We start from the raw sequence: 17256 nt of genomic DNA, 5'->3' as shown, positions 1-17256 counted from the left end.
ATCGCCAGGCCGAGACGAACACCGGTGCTGTCCCACGAGACCTCAGTCGGGGAGCGAGTCCACCGCCCACTGCCGGAGGAGGGCGCGGAGGGCGGTGACCAGCACCAGCGGCTGGTCGAGCATGGGGTGGTGGCCCGTGGCGGGGAGGTCGACGATCGGGACGCGGTGGCCGAGCAGGGCGTCGATCTCGCCGGCCATCGTGTCCGGAACCAGCCCGAACTCCGACCGCAGGAAACCGGCGCGGCACTTCAGCTCCGGCAGCAGGTCCCGCAGCAGCACGCGCTCGGCGAACAGGCTCGGGTCGAACTTCCAGCTCCAGCCGCCGTCGACGGCCTTGACCGACTCCTCGGCGATGTGCCGGCGCACGTACGGCAGCAGGACCTCCTGCGCCGGCATGGTGGTGAACCGGCCGAGGATCGTCTCGCGGTCGTCGTAGACCTTCGCGGTGCGGGTCTTGCGCCGCAGCCGCTCCTCCTCGGGAGGCTGCTCGTTGAGCGGCGAGTCGATGATCACGATGCCGTCGACCTCGGTGCCGAACCGCGCGCCGACGGTCGCGGTCACCCACCCGCCCATGCTGTGCCCGATCACGGTCGGCGGCCCGGCGATGCCGCCCGCGTCCGCCACCGCCATGACCTCGCGCGCCCACAGGTCCAGGTCGTAGGCACCGCGGTGGTCGCTGTCGCCGTGCCCGGTGAGGTCGAGCGCGACGACCCGGGCACCGGCCGAGAAGAACGGCGCCACGTGGTCCCACCAGCCGGAGTGCGCGGCGCCGCCGTGCACGAGGACCAGCCCGGGCCGGCCCTCCTCGCCCCAGGCGCGGTAGTGCACGCGCGCGCCCTCCACCTCGGTGTCGCGGTGCACCGGCGGCTCGGCCAGTGCGGTCCGGAACCAGCGGGGGGCGTCCTCGGTCGCGGTCGGGTCCACGGACGGGATCGTCGCACGCGGCGCCGCCCCGGGCCGGTCCTGCGCGGCGTGACGACCGTCGTCACTCCCGGCTCGTGACTAGGGCGCGTCGTGGAAGATGATCCCCAGCACGTACCGCTCCCCCGTGTGCACCGCCGAGACCCCGTGCCGCAGCAGCCGCCGGTGGTCCCCGCGCGAACCCCGGACGGGCCGGTGGTGCACCGGGAACACCACGGCGTCGCCCTGCCCGGGCCGCACGACGATCGGCCGCGACTGCTGCCGCGGCACCTGCTCGACGAACACGCTCTCGCCGCCGGTGAAGTCGACGTCCGGCCGGCTGAGCATCACCAGGAGCTGCAGCGGGAAGGTCAGGTCGCCGTAGACGTCCTGGTGCAGCCGGTTGTGCCCGCCCGGCCCGTACCGCAGCAGCAGCGGGGTGGGCCGGCGCTGGCCACGTTCTGCGCACTCCGCCCGCAGCCCGGCGAGCGTGGGCGGGAAGGTGCGCTCGCCCAGCCGCTCCGCCCAGCGGTTCGCGATCTCCGCCAGCGGCGGGTACCACTCCTCGCGCAGCCGCTGCACCACGTCCGGGAGCGGGTCGGCGAAGTAGCGGTAGGTCCCCTCGCCGAACGCGTGCCGCGCCATGACGACGGTGCTGCGGAAGCGCGCGTCGTCGTCGAACAGGGCCGCCACCCCGGCGCACTCCTCCGGGGACAGCACGCCCGGGACGTGCGCGACACCGGTGCCGTCGAGCTCCTCCGCGAGATCCATGCCTCCACCCCACCAGCGGCGACGCCGGAGTTCCGGCGGGAATCAGACGTCGAGCCGGTAACCCATCCCCGCCTCGGTGATCAGGTACCGCGGGTGCGCGGGGTCGGGTTCGAGCTTGCGCCGCAACTGCGCCAGGTACACCCGCAGGTAGTTGGTGCGTTCCTCGTAGTGCGGCCCCCACACCTGCCGCAGCAGCTCCCGCTGCCCGACGAGCCTGCCGCGGTGCCCGGCGAGCATCTCGAGGATGCCCCACTCGGTCGGGGTCAGGTGCACCTCCGCGTCGCCCCGGTGCACCCGCTTGGCCTGCAGGTCCACAGTCAGCTCGCCGAGCCGCAGCACGGGCTCGCCGGTCGGCGCCGCCGCGCCCGCCCGCCGGACGGCCGCGCGCAGCCGGGCCAGCAGCTCGTCCATGCCGAAGGGTTTGGTGACGTAGTCGTCCGCGCCCGCATCGAGCGCGGCCACCTTCTCCCCCGAGTCGGTCCGCGCGGACAGCACGATGATCGGGACCGGGCTCCAGCCGCGGATGCCGGCGATGACGTCCGCGCCGTCGAGGTCGGGCAGGCCCAGGTCGAGGACGACGACGTCGGGGTGCCGGTCCGCGGCCGCCCGCAGCGCCGTGGCCCCGTCGCCGGCGAGGGTCACGTGGTAGCCCTGCGCGGTCAGGTTGATCCGCAGGGCCCGGGCGATGGCCCTGTCGTCGTCGACGACGAGGACCCGGGTCTGCACGCCCCCATTCACTCACAGCCGCGCTCAGGCGCGCACGCGCTCCCGGGCGAGCCGTCGGCGGCGGTGCGCGGCCATCCGGACCGGCGCGTCGGTCCAGCCGTAGCCGTCGTGGTCGCCGACGCGCTGGACCAGCGCGAGGAACACCCGCCCGCCCAGCACCTCGGTGCAGACCTGCAGGTAGGCGCCCCCGGCGGTCTCCTCGTGCAGCACCCCGAGGTCGCGGTAGGCGGCCAGCCGGTCCTTCGACAGGGCGAGCCGCGCGTCGAGGTCGGCGTAGTAGTTGTCCGGGATCGCCAGCAGCGGTGCCCCGGCCGCGCGGGCGGCGCGGGCGGCGGCGAGGACGTCGTCGACGGCCAGGGCGACGTACTGCGGCTCGGAGACCCCCGGCGCCCACTCGCCCCGCCGCAGCAGCGACACGGTGAGCGCGAGCCGGACCCGGCGCTGCGCGTCGACGACGGCACGGCTGCGGACCAGGCCGAACGGCGCGGCGAACTCGCCGGTCGCGTCCGGTTCCAGGCCCAGCACCGTGCGGTAGAACAGTGTGGCCTCGTCGAAGTGGTCGAAGGGCTGGGCCAGGCCGACGTGGTCGATCCCGGTCACACCGATCCCCGCCCCGTCGTCCGCAGCCGTCTCGCCGGTGGGCACGAAGTCCCCGGTCCAGTCCGCCCCCTCGACGGCCCGGGCGCCGGTGCGGCAGAAGAAGAGCGCCGTGCCGTCGGGCGCGGTCACGGCGGCGAGATCGGCCTCGGCCGGCCCGCGCTCCCGGGGCAGGACGGGCGCGCTCAGCCGGGTCGCCCGGCGGGCCGCCGCGGGCGGGTCGGCCGACTCGACGGCCAGCGCGGCGACCGCGACCGGGCCGCCGGAGCGGTTCACGAGGATCCGGGCCGCGCCCTGCTCCCAGCGCTCCACGGGCTTGGTGCGGTGCAGGCCGGTGCGGGCGAAGCCGAGCGCGGCCAGCACCGGGGCCAGTGACTCGTCCGCCGAGAGCTCGACGAAGGCGTGCCCGTGCAGCTCGGGGGCTGCTTCCGCCACGGGATCGGCACCCTCGCCCCGCGCGGCGGTGGCCTCGGCGAGCGCCAGCAGGGACCGGTGGGCGTCGACCGCCGCTCGGGCCGGGTCGGCCTGCCGGAAGACGTCGTTGAACACCTCGAGCGACAGCGGGCCGGTGTAGCCCGCGGCGAGCACCGGGGCGAGGAAGCCGGGCAGGTCGAACGCTCCCTGACCGGGGAAGAGCCGGTGGTGGCGGCTCCACTGCAACACGTCCATCGACAGGTGCGGGGCGTCGGCGAGCTGGAGGAAGAACAGCTTGTCGCCGGGGATGTCGGCGATCGCGGCGGGGTCCGACCCGCGGGACAGGATGTGGAAGCTGTCCAGGCACAGGCCGAGCGCGGGGTGGTCCGCCCGGCGCACGGCCTCCCACGAGCGGTCGTACGTGTTCACGTGCCGGCCCCAGGCCAGCGCCTCGTACGCGATCCGCAGCCCGCGGGCGGCGGCGCGCTCGGCCAGCGCGTGGAGCTGCTCGGCGAGGAGGTCGACGTCGGCGACGGCGTCGGGCGCGACCGAGGAGCAGACGAGCACCGTGTCGGTGCCGAGCGCCTCCATCACGCCGAACTTGTGCTCCGCGCGCCGCAGGTTCGCGGCGAACCGCTCCGGATCGGTCGAGTCCAGGTCGCGGAAGGGCTGGTAGAGGTCGATCGACAGCCCGAGGTCGGCGCAGCGCAGTCGCACCTCGCCGGGCGGCATCGGCGAGGCGACGAGATCGGGCTCGAAGATCTCCACGCCGTCGAACCCGGCGGCCGCCGCGGCGGGGAGCTTGTCCTCCAGCGCGCCGGACAGGCACACCGTGGCGATGGCGGTCCGGGGTTCACGCGACACGACCGGCACCCCCCTCGGCACCCGCCGCGTCCGCGCCGACCAGCTCGGCGAGGTGGCGCAGCATCCGGGCCGGATCCGGCTCGCGGCCGCTGAACAGCCGCAACGCCTCCGCGGCCTGGTGGACGGCCATCCGGCCGCCGTCGAGCGTGCGGCAGCCACGCGCCCGCGCGGCCCGCAGCAACGGGGTCTCCAACGGCCGGTAGACGATCTCGGCGACCCAGAGCTCCGGGCGCAGCATCGCCGGCGGCAGCGGGAGGCCGGGGTGCTCCGCCATCCCGACGGGGGTCGCGTGCACCAGGCCGTCGGCCGCGGCCAGCCGGTGCCCGAGCTCGGCGACGGCCCCGCCGCGGGAGCGCCCGGCGCCGAACCGCGCGCCGAGGGCGTCGGCGAGGCGGCCGGCGCGGGCGGCGTCGACGTCGAGCACGGCGAGCGACCCGACGCCGAGGCTCAGCAGCGCGTGCGCCGCGGCCGCGCCGGCCCCTCCCGCCCCCAGCAGCACGACCCGGTCGAGCGGCACGCCGGGCAGGCCGGCGACGAGGCCGTCGCGGAACCCGGACCAGTCGGTGTTGTGCCCGACGGCCCGGTCCCCGTCGAACACGACCGTGTTGACGGCGCCGATCGCGGCCGCGTCGGGCGAGAGGTCGTCGAGGTGCGGGATCACGAGCTGCTTGCAGGGGTGGGTGACGTTCACCCCCGCCCGGCCCTCGGCCCGTGCCCGGCCCAGCAGGTCGCCGACGGCCTCCGCGGGAAGGTCCAGCTCGTCGAGATCGAACCGCGTGTAGGTGCAGTCCAGGCCGAGCTCGCGGGCCTCGCGCTCGTGCAGCGCCGGCGAGAGGGACGGGCCGATGCCGGCCCCGATCAGGCCGGTCAGGAGGCGGTCCTGGGACATGCTCACGGGCTCCCTCGCCGTCGATGAATGTACCGGTTAGTTACTTGTACCCGCTCGGAGGACGGAAGGGAAGCGTGAGCCGGATATCGTCGGCCTCGTGAGCCGCCCTGTGTCCCCCCACGTGAGCCGACGCGTGAGCCGAGCGGTCGGGACGACCCCGTGAGTGCCCAGCCGACCGGCCCGATCGGTGCGCCGGAGCGCCAGCGCGACGCCGAACGCACCCGCGCCGAGATCCTCGACATCGCCACCGCGGAGTTCGCCGACCGCGGCTACGCGGGCGCCCGGGTCGACGAGATCGCGGCCCGCACCCGCACGACCAAGCGGATGATCTACTACTACTTCGGCAGCAAGGAAGGCCTCTACGTGGCCGTCCTGGAGCGCGCCTACCAGGGCATCCGCGCCCTGGAGCAGCAGCTCGACGTCGACCACCTCGACCCCGCGCGGGCCATGCGCGCCCTCGCCGAGCTGACGTTCGACCACCACGAGTCGCACCCCGCCTTCATCCGCCTGGTCAGCATCGAGAACATCCACCACGCCGAGCACCTGCGGACCTCGCCGATCCTGCCCGGGCTCGCCGCCCCCGCGGTCGACGTGCTCGGCCGGATCCTGGACCGCGGCCGCCGGGCCGGCCTGTTCCGCGAGGACGTCGACGCGCTCGACGTGCACATGGTGATCAGCTCGTTCTGCATCTTCCGCACCGCGAACCGGCACACGTTCCAGGCCGTCTTCGACCGCGACCTGCTGGATCCCGGGCGGCGCGACCACTACCGGCGCATGCTCGGCGACCTGGTCCTGGAGTACCTCACCGCGCACGTCGGCAGAGCCTGACGGCCCCTGCCGGCGCCGGGAATCGCCGGCCAGGGGTTGACAGCGCCCCGGAGCTAACTCACTATCCGGTACGTAACCAGGCGGTACATAAGCCGTTCCGACCCGGTCCCGCTGTGTCGTGCATCGGAGCATCACTCCAGGGAGCCCACGTGTCCTCACCGACCCCCGCCGCCCCGGCGGCCCAGCCGCGCAAGGCGGCGCTCGCCGCCTGGATCGGCAGCGCGCTCGAGTACTACGACTTCTTCATCTACGGCACCGCCGCGGCGCTGGTGTTCAACAAGATCTTCTTCCCGGCGCAGAGCCCTGCCACGGGCACGCTGCTGGCGCTGGCGACGTTCGGCGTCGGCTACGTCGCCCGCCCCGTCGGTGCGTTCGTGCTGGGCCACATCGGCGACAAGTTCGGCCGCAAGCGCGTACTCGTCTTCACCGTGCTGCTGATGGGCGCGGCCACGTTCCTCGTCGGGTGCCTGCCCTCCTACGGCTCGATCGGCGTCGCGGCGCCGATCCTGCTCGTCTCGCTCCGCCTGCTGCAGGGCCTGTCGGCCGGCGGCGAGCAGGCCGGGGCGAACTCCATGAGCCTCGAGCACGCGCCGGCGAACCGCCGCGCCTACTACACCAGCTACACGCTCAGCGGCACGCAGTTCGGCCAGATCCTGGCCACCGCGATCTTCCTGCCGATCGCGGTGCTGCCCGAGGAGTCCCTGCTGACCTGGGGCTGGCGGGTACCGTTCTGGCTCAGCGCGATCGTCGTGGTCGTCGGCCTGCTGATCCGCCGCACGCTCGAGGAGACGCCCGTCTTCGAGCAGGAGCGCGACCGGCACGAGGTGGCGAAGGCGCCGCTGGCGGTGCTCTTCCGGGACCACTGGACCTCGGTGCTGCGGGTGGTCGTCGCGTCGACCATCGCCACCGTCAGCACGATCTTCACCGTCTACGCCCTGTCCTTCGCGGTCAACGTCGAGGGCCTGTCCCGCTCCGCCATGCTCTGGGTCGGGGTGCTGGCCAACGTCGCCGCGCTCGTCGCGCTGCCGCTGTTCGGCCGGCTGGCCGACCGGATCGGGCGCAAGCCGGTCTTCATCGGCGGCTCGCTCGGCTGCGGTGTAATGATGTTCGCCTACCTCGGCTCCATCTCGATCGGCAACTACGTGCTGATCTTCCTCGTCGGCATCCTGATGTTCGGCATCGTGCACAGCGCCACGGGCGGCGTCTGGCCCGCCTTCTACGGCGAGATGTTCCCGGCCCGCGTCCGCCTGTCCGGCATGGCGATCGGCACCCAGATCGGCTTCGCCGTCGCCGGCTTCGCCCCGTCGATCGCCGCCGGGCTGGCCGGCCCCGAGGGCGCGGACTGGCTCCCGGTGGCCTGGTTCGTCGCGGCCGTCTGCGTGCTCAACATCATCGCCGTCGCCACCGGCCGGGACTACTACCGCACGCCGACCGAGCGGCTCGGCGAGCGCCCGGCCCGCCCCGAGCAGCAGGCCACCGCACCGGTGTCCCCGTGACCGAGGAGTTCCAGGTCTTCGCCGTCCGGTACGCCTCGCGTGCTGGGCGGCGCGGCCAGCACTTCCTCGGCTACGACGAGCGCTGGGACGAGCCGCACCCGACGGCCTACTACGTCTGGCTGGCCGTCTCGCCGCAGCGCGCCGTCGTCGTCGACGCCGGGCTCGACCCCGACCGCGGGATCCCGCTCGACGGGCTGGAGTTCCACTGCTCCCCCGCCGACGGCGTCGCCGCCCTCGGGGTCCACCCCGCGGACGTCGACCTGGTCGTGCTCTCGCACCTGCACTACGACCACACCGGCACGGTCGCGCGGTTCCCCCGCGCGCGACGGGTGGTGCAGCGGGCCGAGGCCGACTACTGGACCGGGCCGGTCGCCGAGCGCATCGCGCGCGAGCGCTGGCTCGTGTCCGACGACGACCTCCGCGAGGTCCTCGGCACCCCCGACCGCCTCCACGTGGTCGAGGGCGACCGCGAGCTCGCGCCCGGGCTGTCGGTCCACCTCGTGGGCGGGCACACCGCCGGGATGCAGCTCACCCGGGTCCGGACCGAGCGGGGCTGGGTGGTGCTCGCCTCCGACTCCGCCCACTTCTACGAGAACCTCGAGCAGGACCGGCTCTTCCCGATCCTGCACTCGACGCCCGCGATGTACGCCGGCTTCGACCGCGCACGGGAGCTCGCCGACTCCCCCGACCTGGTGGTCCCCGGGCACGATCCCGCGGTCTTCGCACGGTTCCCGCAGGTCATGGGCGTGTCGGCGGTCCGGGTGGCCTGAGCCGCCCGTGTGGTGCCCCTCGCACTCGGGATCATGTCCGCCCCGCCGGGGAGTTGTGCGGCAGTGGCGGCCGCACCGGCCGCCGCCACCGCGCTCCCCCGGAGGTCCCCGTGCCGTCCCTGTTCGACCCGATCACGCTGCGCGGGGTCACCGCACGCAACCGCATCTGGCTCGCGCCGATGTGCCAGTACTCGGTCGAGGCGCGCGACGGCGTTCCCACCGACTGGCACCTCGTCCACCTCGGTGCCCGCGCGACGGGCGGGTTCGGGCTGGTCATGACCGAGGCCGCGGCCGTCACGCCGGAGGGCCGGATCTCCCCGCAGGACGCCGGCCTGTGGTCGGACGCGCAGGTCGAGGCCTGGTCGCGGATCACCGCGTTCCTGCGGGAGCAGGGTGCGGTGCCCGCCACCCAGCTCGCGCACGCGGGCCGCAAGGGCTCGACCGCGGCGCCCTGGCGGGGTGAGGGCACCATCGGCACCGAGGACGGCGGCTGGACCGCGCTGGCGCCGTCGGCCACCGCCTACCAGGGCTACGCCACGCCGCGGGCCCTGACCGCGGACGAGATCGCCGAGACCGTGCAGGCCTTCGGCGCGGCCGCCCGCCGCGCCGACGCCGCCGGCTTCGACGTCGTCGAGGTGCACGCCGCGCACGGCTACCTGCTCCACCAGTTCCTCTCCCCGCTGGCCAACCTGCGCACGGACTCCTACGGCGGCTCCTTCGAGAACCGCATCCGGATCCTCCTCGAGGTGGTCGACGCCGTCCGCGCCGCGCTGCCCGACCGGAAGGCCCTGCTCGTGCGGCTCTCCGCGACCGACTGGGTCGACGGCGGCTGGACGGCCGAGGAGACCGTCGAGCTCTCCGCGCGGCTGGCCGGGCGCGGCGTGGACCTCGTCGACGTCAGTTCCGGCGGCCTCGACGCCCGCCAGGACATCCCCGTCGGCCCGGGCTACCAGGTCCCGTTCGCCCGCGACGTCCGCGCCAAGGCCGGCATCGCCACCGGCGCCGTCGGGCTGATCACCGAGCCCGCGCAGGCCCAGGCGGTGCTCGAGGAGGAGGACGCCGACGTCGTCCTCCTCGCCCGCGCCGCCCTCCGCGAGCCCGCCTGGCCGCTGCGCGCCGCCCACGAGCTCGGCGTCCCGTACTCCGCCGCCCCGTACCCGGCGCAGTACGCCCGCGGCGCGTGGCGCTGACTCACCCCACGTGCACCGCGGGGCGCCGGCGCAGGTCGGGCTCGGCCTCCCGGAGGATCTCGCGGGTCACCGGGGCCACCTCGCCCTGGCCGGTGAACAGGTACCGGAGCAGGTGCAGGACCGGGTTGCCCTCGGTCCAGTCGAAGTAGACGTGCGGCGGCTTCCCGGTGAGGTCGCGGATGGTCATGAGGAGGGCCGCGATCGCGTTCGGCGCGGAGGGGGCCTCGGTGCACAGGACGCGGTACGGCCCGCGCTGCTCGCCGACGACGTTGAGCGAGGTCTCGAACTCCGACGGGTCGGTGATCCGGACCTCGACGAGCAGCACCTTGTCGGGATCCGGGATGTTGTGGTCCTCGCGCTCCTCGGCGAGCTTCTCCCGGTACTCCTCGTCGCGGGCGGGGCTGGAGGCCTCCCCCGGCCGCGGTTCGTGCGCGACGAGCCGGACCGGGCCCGGGGCGCACGAGTCGAGGAAGCCGCGGGCGGTGTCGTCGAGCTCGACGCCGGTCACCCGCAGCTCGAAGGCGCGCACCACCCGCGAGGCGAACGAGACCACGAGGATCCCGACGATGAAACAGGCCGCGATCTTCACGCCCTCCGGCCGCTCGGCGATGTTGAGGACCGTCGTGTAGACGAAGACCAGCGACACCACCGCGAAGCCGGCGAAGATCTTCCGGCTGCTCTTGCGCCGCGCCGAGAGCGCCACGGCGATCGCCGCCGAGGTCATGAGGACCAGGACGCCGGTGGCGTACGCGCCGCCCTGGGCGTCGACGTCCGCGTCGAACAGCACGGTGACCAGGAACGCGATCGCGGTGACCACGAGCACGAGCGGCCGCACCGCCCGCGCCCAGTGCGGCGCCATGCCGTAGCGCGGCAGGTAGCGCGGCACGAGGTTCAGCAGGCCGGCCATCGCCGAGGCGCCGGCGAACCAGAGGATCACGATCGTCGACAGGTCGTACACCGTGCCGAACGCGGGGCCGAGGTACTCGTGCGCGAGGTAGGCCAGGGCCCGGCCGTTGGCGGGGCCGCCGGGCGCGAGCTCGGGGGCGGGGACGAGGAGCGTCACGACCACGCTCGACGTCACCAGGAACGTGCTCATGATCAGCGCGGCGGTCGTGAGCAGCTTCCGCGCCCCGGCGATCCGGCCGGCCGGGCGCTGTTCGGTGTCGTCCGGCCCGCCCTTGATCAGCGGCATCACCGACACGCCGGTCTCGAAGCCGGACAGGCCCAGCGCGAGCTTCGGGAACACGACCAGCGCCACCGCGACGGCCAGGAACGGGTTCGGGTACTGCAGCTCCAGCAGCCGCGTCCAGTCGGCGACGACGTTCGGCTCGGTCGCGATGCGCCACAGCCCGTCGACGATCACCACGGCGTTGAGGCCCAGGTAGACCGCCACGAGCACGACGGCGATCCGGATCGCCTCGCCGAACCCGGCCAGGAAGACCGCCCCCAGCAGGGCGAGCAGGAACAGCGTGATCCCGACGTTGTGGCCGTCGAACAGCTGCGGGACCAGCGGGTTCTCGACGACGTGCGCGGTGGCGTCGGCGGCCGAGAGGGTCATCGTGATGAGGAAGTCGGTGGCGGCGAACCCGAGCAGGACCAGCACGAACACCTTGCCGCGCCAGAAGGGCAGCAGCCGCTCGAGCATGGCGATCGAGCCCTCACCGCGCGGGCTCTCGCGCGCCACGCGGCGGTAGACGGGCAGGGCGCCGAGCAGCGTGACCAGCACCAGGACGACGGTCGCCAACGGACTCAGCACGCCGGCCGCCAGCGCCGCGATGCCCGGCTGGTAGCCCAGGGTGCTGAAGTAGTCGACGCCGGTGAGACACATGACCCGCCACCACGGGTGCCGCTTCTCCGGCTCGGGCGGGTGGGTGTGCGGACCCTGCCGCGAGCGCCGGCCCTCGCCCTGCAGCAGCCAGCCCCCGACCCGGTGCCTGCCGCTCTCGATCACGCCCACGGCGGCAGCATCCCCCTGATCGCGCCGCCGGAACAGGAGCTCGGCGTTTCGTCCGGTTCGCGGAGGCGGGGGGCAGGGCGCCGGGACGAAGCGGGAGGAGGGATGGGGGACGCCGGGGTGCCGTGCATCGCCCGGCGCACCCGAGACAGCACCGCGCAATTCGGTCCGAGGGGGACGGTCGACGCGGTGCATGGCGGGCGGCGCGGGACGGGCAGCGCGGGGCATGCCGGAGCGGACGGTTCGGGCGTGCAGGGCTGAGGGTGGGCCTCGAAGGCTCGAACTCGTGGGACGGCGCCCCCAACGGAGTGGAGGGCACTTGAGCTGCGTACTTTACCTTGTGTTCGAATACGTGTTCGAGTAGTCTCGGATCATGCTCCCCAGCCCGGTCGCCGACGCGCGCCGCCTCCTGGACGAGGGCGTCGACGCGCTCGCGGCCGCGGTCGGGCAGGCCTCGGCGGCCGAGCTGGTCGAGGTCGTGACGATCGGCGAGACGGTCACGCGGCGGCTGGAGCGGATCGGGGTCGACGCGGTGGCCGGGCTCGACCGGCACGGCACCTTCGCCGAGCACGGCTACGCCTCGCCGACCCGGGCGCTGCAGGATCTGCTGCGGCTCGATCGCGGGGTCGCCGCGCAGCGGGGAGCGGTGGCCGAGGCGGTCTGCCCACGGGTCGGGCTCGACGGCGCGGCGCTGCCGGCGCGGTTGCCGGCGACCGCGGACGTGTTCGCCGCCGGGGACACCTCCCTCGCCCACGTCGCGGTGGTCGCCCGACTGTTGGCCTCGCCGCCCGCCGGCCGGCTCTCCCCAGAAATCTGGGCCGGCGCGGAGATCCAGCTGGCCGGCGCCGCCGCCACCTACACCCCGCGGGAGCTGCAGCAGTGGGGCACCGCGCTCCTCGACGCGCTCGACGCCGACGGCCCCGAACCCGACGATGGCCCGCCGCCGCAGGTCAACGAACTCCGCCTGACCCGGTTCGCCACCAAACCCGGCGGGCGGCTGGTCGGCCGCTACGACGACGCCGCGCTGTTCGAGGCGATCGCGACGGCCCTCGATGCCCAAGCCGCGCCCCTGACCGCCGACGACGACCGCACCGCCGCCGAACGCCAGGCCGAGGCGCTGGCCGAGGTGTGCGGCTGGGTGCTCGAGCACGGCGAGCTGCCGTCGGTGGGTGGGCGCCGCCCGACCCTGACCGTGCAGATCCGGCTCGAGGACCTGCAGCACCGGGCCCGGGCCGGGATGTTGGAGTTCGCCGGGCAGCTCTCGCCGACCGCGCTGCGGCAGCTGGCCTGCGACTGTGGTGCCGATGGTGCTCGACGGGCAGGGTCAGCCGCTGGACGTCGGCCGGCTCACCCGCTCGATCCCCGACGGGCTGCGCCGCGCAGTGACCTCCCGCGACGGCGGTTGCGCGCATCCCGGCTGCGACCGCCCACCATCCTGGTGCGAAATCCACCACCTCATCCCGTGGGAGCACGGCGGACCCACCGCGCTGGGCAACCTGGTCATGCTGTGCAAGGCCCACCACCGCCAGATCCACTCCACGGACTGGGTGGTGCGCCTGCGCGACGGGATCCCGGAGTTCCTCCCGCCCGCCTGGATCGACCCCGACCAGATACCCCGCAGGCGACCACGGACGTGGGACGCCACCCGTGCCCATGAAGCACGGCGCCTCCCTGAATTCGCGTAGCCCTCCGGCTCGCGGCGCCCGGCGGGGCTCAGCGTGCGGTGGAGGGTGATCGGGCTCTTTCCTGCAGTCCTGCTTCCCAAGCTTCAACCCGTTGGTTCACAGCTACGGTCGAACTGGTCACGCGCCCCGCCTCGCTCCGGAAGGACCCCGCATGACCAGCGGCATCCCCACTCCCCTGATCAGCGTCGACGCCGACGACCACGAGGGGCTCGCCGCACGGCTCGCCACCCGCATCGCCGGCCTGCCGCACCCACCACGGCTGCTCGGGTTCGGGGAGCCGCTGCACGGCGAGGAGGAGTTCGGCCTCCTCCGCAACGCCGTCTTCGCTGCCCTCGTCGAGCGGGCGGGCTTCACCACGATCGCCCCGGAGTCCAGCGCCTGGCACGGTCGTGTCGTCGACGGGTACGTCGCCGGCGGCGACGCTCCCGAGGACGGGGTCATGGCCGCCGGCTTCACCCACGGCTTCGGCGCCTCCCCCGCCAACCGCGCGCTGATCCGCTGGATGCGCGAACAGAACCGGCACCGCACCGACGCGCGGCGCCTCCGGTTCGCGGGCTTCGACGCGGCCGTCGAGATGATGGCGGCGCCCAGTCCGCGCCCCGCGCTCACCGTGCTGCACGGCTTCCTGCACACCCACCTCGGCCACGACGCCGACCTCCCTCCGTGGGACACGCTCGACCGGCTGCTCGGCGCCGACGGGCCGTGGGAGGACCCGGCCGCGGCGATGGACCCCGGCCGCTCGATCGGCGGCGAGCCCCGGGTCCGCGACCTGCGCGCGATCACCGACGACCTGCGCCGCACCCTCGCCGGCGAGATACCGCGCCTGCGGCCCGTCGTCGACCCGGCCGTCCTGGAGGACGCCGTCCTCGCCGCCCGCACCGCCGCGGACCTGCTCGCCTACCACCGGGTCATGGCGCAGGACACCGGGCACCGCTGGGACCGCCTCGCCACCCTCCGCGACACGGCGATGGCGGACAACCTCGAGGCGATCGCGGACCACGGCCCCACCCTCGTGTTCGCCCACAACCAGCACCTGCGCACAGGCACCACCGGGATGACGCTCGGCCCGACGACCCTCCGCTGGCAGCCCGCCGGCGCGCACCTCGCCGACCGTTTCGGCGACGCCTACCGCGCCATCGCGTGCGTCCTCGGCGAGGCCGCCCACCACGACATCCCCGCGCCACCGCCGGGCACCGTCGAGGGCGCCCTCCACCGCGCGTTGCCGCCCGGCATCCACCTCCTGCCGGCGCACGCGCTCCGCCGGGCGGCCACGACCCGGAGCAGCACGAACCCGGCCTACATTCCGGCCGACGACACCCTCCTCGACGAGGTCGACGACGTGCTGTTCCTCCACACCGTCAGGCCGCGCACGAGCCCACCCCACCCCGAACCCGGGGGTGTGCTGCAGTGATCGGGGCCCGGCCCCGCGCCTAGCGTCCGCGGCATGAGGCATGTGGTGCTCGTGACGGCGATGATCGTGGGGCTGTACCTCGTCGGCCGCGCGGTGGCGGAGCCGTTCGTGATCGACCTGGGCGACCCGGCGAGCTACCGCGACGACTGGGGCGGGCCGAGCCTGGCCGGGGTGCTGGCCGTGCACTGCGGGCCCGGGCTCCTCGCGCTGGGCCTGATGGTCGCGGCCGTGCGCCGGCGGTCCGCACGCGCACGCGCGTCGGCGGGGGACCCACGCCGCGGCTGGTGAACGCGCTCACTCCTTCGTGTGGAGCCCCGCGCCCGTCCCGACGGGCGGCCGTTGGACCCGATGACGCTCGCCGGCACCGCCGCCGCACGAGGAGGCGGGACGACGACGTCCCCGGACGGACGAAGAGGAGCTCCTCATGCGCACGACGACTCGCGCCGCGCTGGTCGGTGCGGCTGTCCTGCCCCTCGCGGTGATCACGCCGGGCCTGGCGTTCGCCGGCGACGGGGGCTACGACGGCCACGCGGAGAAGGGCGGCCACAGCGAGAAGGCCGACAAGGACGGCCACGGCGGCGATCACCACAAGGGCGATCACCACAAGGGCGATCACGACGGCCACCACAAGAAGCACAGGAAGCACGACAACTGCTGCGACGGCGCCCGCGGCCCCGCCCACGACGGCCCCCTCGGCCCGGGCGGCCTCCCGCGCTCCCCGCTGCCTGCGCCGACCGGGGCGCCGGACGTGCTAGGGCCGATCCTCGGCGTGCTGAACCCGCCGGCCGCGCCGACCGCCACCGAGGCACCGGCCGTCGACCCGAGCGGCGAGTTCTCCATCCAGTAGGACCGCACGCCGGCGACGCCGGAGGTGCCACGCCCGGCCCTCCGGCGTCGCCCGTTCTCACAGCGGACCCCTACCCCTCGCACGGCTCCGACGGTTCGGCGACGGCCGCGCGGGCGGCGGAGTCGGTGGGCGCGCGACCGGCGAGGGCGGCGAGGGCGCGCCCGTCACCGACGTCCGCCCCCTGCCGCTCGCTGAGGATCCAGCGCACCTCGAGCAGGTCGCAGTAGGCCTGCACCGGCGACCCGACGCCGCCGAGTGCGGCGTGCGCCCGGGCGGTCCCGGGCCCGAACACCGCGTCCCGCCACCGCGTCGCGGCCTCGGTCTCGCCGACCTCGCGTCCGCCACGCCGGGACAGGGACGCCTGGTACGCGTGCAGGTCCCCGAGCAGGATCCGCGCCTGGCCCTCGCCGGCGTCGAGCCCGGTGAGCGCGCGCAGCTGGTCCGCGTGGAACCGCCGGTCCCCCACCGCGACCTGCAGCCGCAGGGCGCCGGGCCCGTCCCCGGTCGGCCGCAGCGTGACCTCCTCGACCGCGAAGCCCAGATCGTTGAGCTCCCGGATCTTGCCCTCGACGCGGTAGCGGTCGCCGAACGAGAACACCGGCTCCGCGTGCAGGGCCTCCCACAACGCGCGGTACCGGCCGGGGATCGCGAGCGCCTCGTCGATGAGCTGCTCGTGGATCTCCGGCGGCCGGTCCAGCCGCTCGGCCAGGTCGATCATCCCGGCGGCGACGTTCTCGACGAGGATGTTCAGGTCGATCTGCCGCTGCCCGTCGGACAGGGACGGATGGACCTCGCTGGTCTCGGCGTCGACCAGCCAGGCCTGCAGGATCTGGCCGTCCCGGGAGAAGAGCGTGTTGGCCAGCGAGCAGTCGCCCCAGAAGATCCCGTGCCGGTGCAGCTCGACGAGCAGGCCGGCCATCGCGTCGAACAGCCGGGCGCGGTGCGCGGGCCGGTTCGGCGGCAGCCGCATGAACAGCCGCCGGTACTGCCACGAGCCCTCGAGGTAGCGGGTCACGAGGATCGCGGTGTCCTCCGCCTGGAACACCACGCCCGCGGGCCGCACCGCCGGCAGTGCGAGGTCCTCGAGCCGACGCAGCACCGCGTACTCCTTGCGCGCGATCCGGTGCGGCAGCTCCTTGAGCGCCCACAGCACGCCGTCGCACCCCGCGAACCGGACGAGGTGGCGGCTGGGCCCGACGGCGATGTCCCGCAACGGGACCTCGGCCGGGCTCCACTCCCCGAGCGGCTGGTCCCAGGGCAGCGCGAGCAGGCCCGGCGAGAGAGCCCGCAACGTGAGCTCGGGCGAGGCCGGAGTCCCCGGCCCCGACGCAGATGCTCCGGTCGACGCCGACACGGCCGCCAGGATAGTGACGGGCGTTACCCTCCTGACCATGCCGCTCCTCGAACGGCAGCCGGCGCTCGACCTCCTCGGCGCCGCGCTCGCCGACGCCACGGGCGGCGCCGGACGCGTCGCGCTCGTGGCGGGCGAGGCCGGCATCGGGAAGACCTCGCTCGTGCGGGCGTTCACCGCCGACGTGCCGGTCCGGGTGCTGCGCGGCGCCTGCGACGACCTCCTCACCCCCGGCCCGCTCGGCCCGGTCCGGGACGTCGCCCGCACGCTCGGCGGCCCGTTGGCGGCGGCGCTGGGCGGCGGGCCCGGCGAGATCGCCGACGCCCTGCTCGACGCGCTCGCGACGCCGTCCGTGCTGGTCGTCGAGGACGTGCACTGGGCCGACGAGGCCACCCTCGACCTGCTCGCCTTCCTCGGCCGGCGGGTGGAGCAGTGCCCGTCGCTCGTGGTGCTGACCTACCGGGACGACGAGCTCGGCCCCACCACCGCGCTGCGCCGCGTGCTGGGCGTGCTGCGGCCCCCGGTGGCCGTGCGGATCGCGCTGCCCCCGCTCTCGCTGTAGG

At 74.7% G+C, this 17256-nt stretch carries 16 protein-coding genes and 1 pseudogene; 10 read left to right on the top strand and 7 right to left on the bottom strand.

Annotation, left to right across the window (positions count from 1 at the left end):
* Nucleotides 1–42 precede the first annotated feature (42 nt).
* The 5 genes from PKE99_RS07045 to PKE99_RS07025 form a co-directional block, all read right to left on the bottom strand.
* Nucleotides 43–924: an alpha/beta fold hydrolase gene (locus PKE99_RS07045; RefSeq protein ID WP_037040654.1), complete on the bottom strand. Its 882-nt coding sequence runs from the start codon at nt 922–924 to the stop codon at nt 43–45.
* 78 nt (nt 925–1002) lie between these two features.
* On the bottom strand, nt 1003–1671 hold the full coding sequence (locus PKE99_RS07040; RefSeq protein WP_037040652.1) for a 2OG-Fe(II) oxygenase: 669 nt from the start codon (nt 1669–1671) through the stop codon (nt 1003–1005).
* A gap of 42 nt (nt 1672–1713) precedes the next feature.
* Nucleotides 1714–2397 carry a response regulator gene (locus tag PKE99_RS07035; RefSeq protein ID WP_037040650.1) on the bottom strand — a complete coding sequence of 228 codons (684 nt, stop codon included), beginning with the start codon at nt 2395–2397 and terminating at the stop codon, nt 1714–1716.
* A gap of 24 nt (nt 2398–2421) precedes the next feature.
* Nucleotides 2422–4272 carry a sugar phosphate isomerase/epimerase and 4-hydroxyphenylpyruvate domain-containing protein gene (locus tag PKE99_RS07030; RefSeq protein ID WP_037041498.1) on the bottom strand — a complete coding sequence of 617 codons (1851 nt, stop codon included), beginning with the start codon at nt 4270–4272 and terminating at the stop codon, nt 2422–2424.
* Complete coding sequence (locus PKE99_RS07025) at nt 4262–5161, bottom strand: shikimate dehydrogenase (protein ID WP_271214854.1); 900 nt, start codon at nt 5159–5161, stop codon at nt 4262–4264. Before PKE99_RS07025 ends, PKE99_RS07030 begins: the two co-directional genes overlap by 11 nt.
* 159 nt (nt 5162–5320) lie before the next feature.
* Between PKE99_RS07025 and PKE99_RS07020 the strand changes: the two genes are divergently transcribed.
* From PKE99_RS07020 to PKE99_RS07005, 4 genes are all read left to right on the top strand, one after another.
* A complete protein-coding gene (locus PKE99_RS07020) occupies nt 5321–5989 on the top strand; it encodes a TetR/AcrR family transcriptional regulator (protein ID WP_037040648.1) in 669 nt (222 codons plus the stop codon).
* 149 nt (nt 5990–6138) lie between these two features.
* Entirely contained in the window at nt 6139–7485 is a 1347-nt protein-coding gene (locus tag PKE99_RS07015; protein ID WP_037040647.1) for an MFS transporter, read from the top strand.
* Nucleotides 7482–8255, top strand: a complete 774-nt coding sequence (locus PKE99_RS07010) for an N-acyl homoserine lactonase family protein (protein ID WP_037040643.1) — start codon at nt 7482–7484, stop codon at nt 8253–8255. Before PKE99_RS07015 ends, PKE99_RS07010 begins: the two co-directional genes overlap by 4 nt.
* Before the next feature lie 110 nt (nt 8256–8365).
* The gene (locus PKE99_RS07005) at nt 8366–9445 is read left to right on the top strand and encodes an NADH:flavin oxidoreductase/NADH oxidase (RefSeq protein ID WP_037040641.1); all 1080 of its coding nucleotides are present in this window, start codon (nt 8366–8368) and stop codon (nt 9443–9445) included.
* 1 nt (nt 9446) lies between these two features.
* Here the strand turns inward: PKE99_RS07005 and PKE99_RS07000 are convergent, their stop codons facing one another.
* Nucleotides 9447–11402 (bottom strand): APC family permease, encoded by a 1956-nt coding sequence (locus PKE99_RS07000; protein WP_037040639.1) that lies wholly within the window; start codon nt 11400–11402, stop codon nt 9447–9449.
* A gap of 370 nt (nt 11403–11772) precedes the next feature.
* On the opposite strand from PKE99_RS07000, the pseudogene PKE99_RS06995 reads away from it, so the two are divergent.
* From PKE99_RS06995 to PKE99_RS06980, 5 genes and pseudogenes are all read left to right on the top strand, one after another.
* Nucleotides 11773–12681 (top strand): annotated as a pseudogene (locus PKE99_RS06995) (DUF222 domain-containing protein); the annotation flags it as partial.
* Between the two features lie 22 nt (nt 12682–12703).
* The gene (locus PKE99_RS38960; protein ID WP_369075870.1) at nt 12704–13084 is read left to right on the top strand and encodes an HNH endonuclease signature motif containing protein; all 381 of its coding nucleotides are present in this window, start codon (nt 12704–12706) and stop codon (nt 13082–13084) included.
* 151 nt (nt 13085–13235) lie between these two features.
* Nucleotides 13236–14495, top strand: coding sequence for an erythromycin esterase family protein (locus PKE99_RS06990; protein ID WP_051736744.1), 1260 nt, complete (start codon nt 13236–13238; stop codon nt 14493–14495).
* Between the two features lie 33 nt (nt 14496–14528).
* On the top strand, nt 14529–14783 hold the full coding sequence (locus PKE99_RS06985; RefSeq protein WP_156067101.1) for a hypothetical protein: 255 nt from the start codon (nt 14529–14531) through the stop codon (nt 14781–14783).
* A 136-nt stretch (nt 14784–14919) separates the two neighbouring features.
* On the top strand, nt 14920–15342 hold the full coding sequence (locus PKE99_RS06980; protein ID WP_037040638.1) for a hypothetical protein: 423 nt from the start codon (nt 14920–14922) through the stop codon (nt 15340–15342).
* 70 nt (nt 15343–15412) lie between these two features.
* Here the strand turns inward: PKE99_RS06980 and PKE99_RS06975 are convergent, their stop codons facing one another.
* A complete protein-coding gene (locus PKE99_RS06975) occupies nt 15413–16696 on the bottom strand; it encodes a DUF4032 domain-containing protein (RefSeq protein ID WP_051736743.1) in 1284 nt (427 codons plus the stop codon).
* A gap of 37 nt (nt 16697–16733) precedes the next feature.
* Here PKE99_RS06975 and PKE99_RS06970 point away from each other — a divergent pair, with 37 nt between their 5' ends.
* Entirely contained in the window at nt 16734–17255 is a 522-nt protein-coding gene (locus PKE99_RS06970; protein ID WP_051736742.1) for an AAA family ATPase, read from the top strand.
* Nucleotide 17256: the final 1 nt, after the last annotated feature.

The sequence above is a fragment of the Pseudonocardia halophobica genome, from assembly GCF_027922425.1.
GTDB classification, from domain to species: domain Bacteria; phylum Actinomycetota; class Actinomycetes; order Mycobacteriales; family Pseudonocardiaceae; genus Pseudonocardia; species Pseudonocardia halophobica.
Note: the sequence above shows the minus strand (reverse complement) of the source record. Positions and strands in the feature narration are given on the sequence as shown.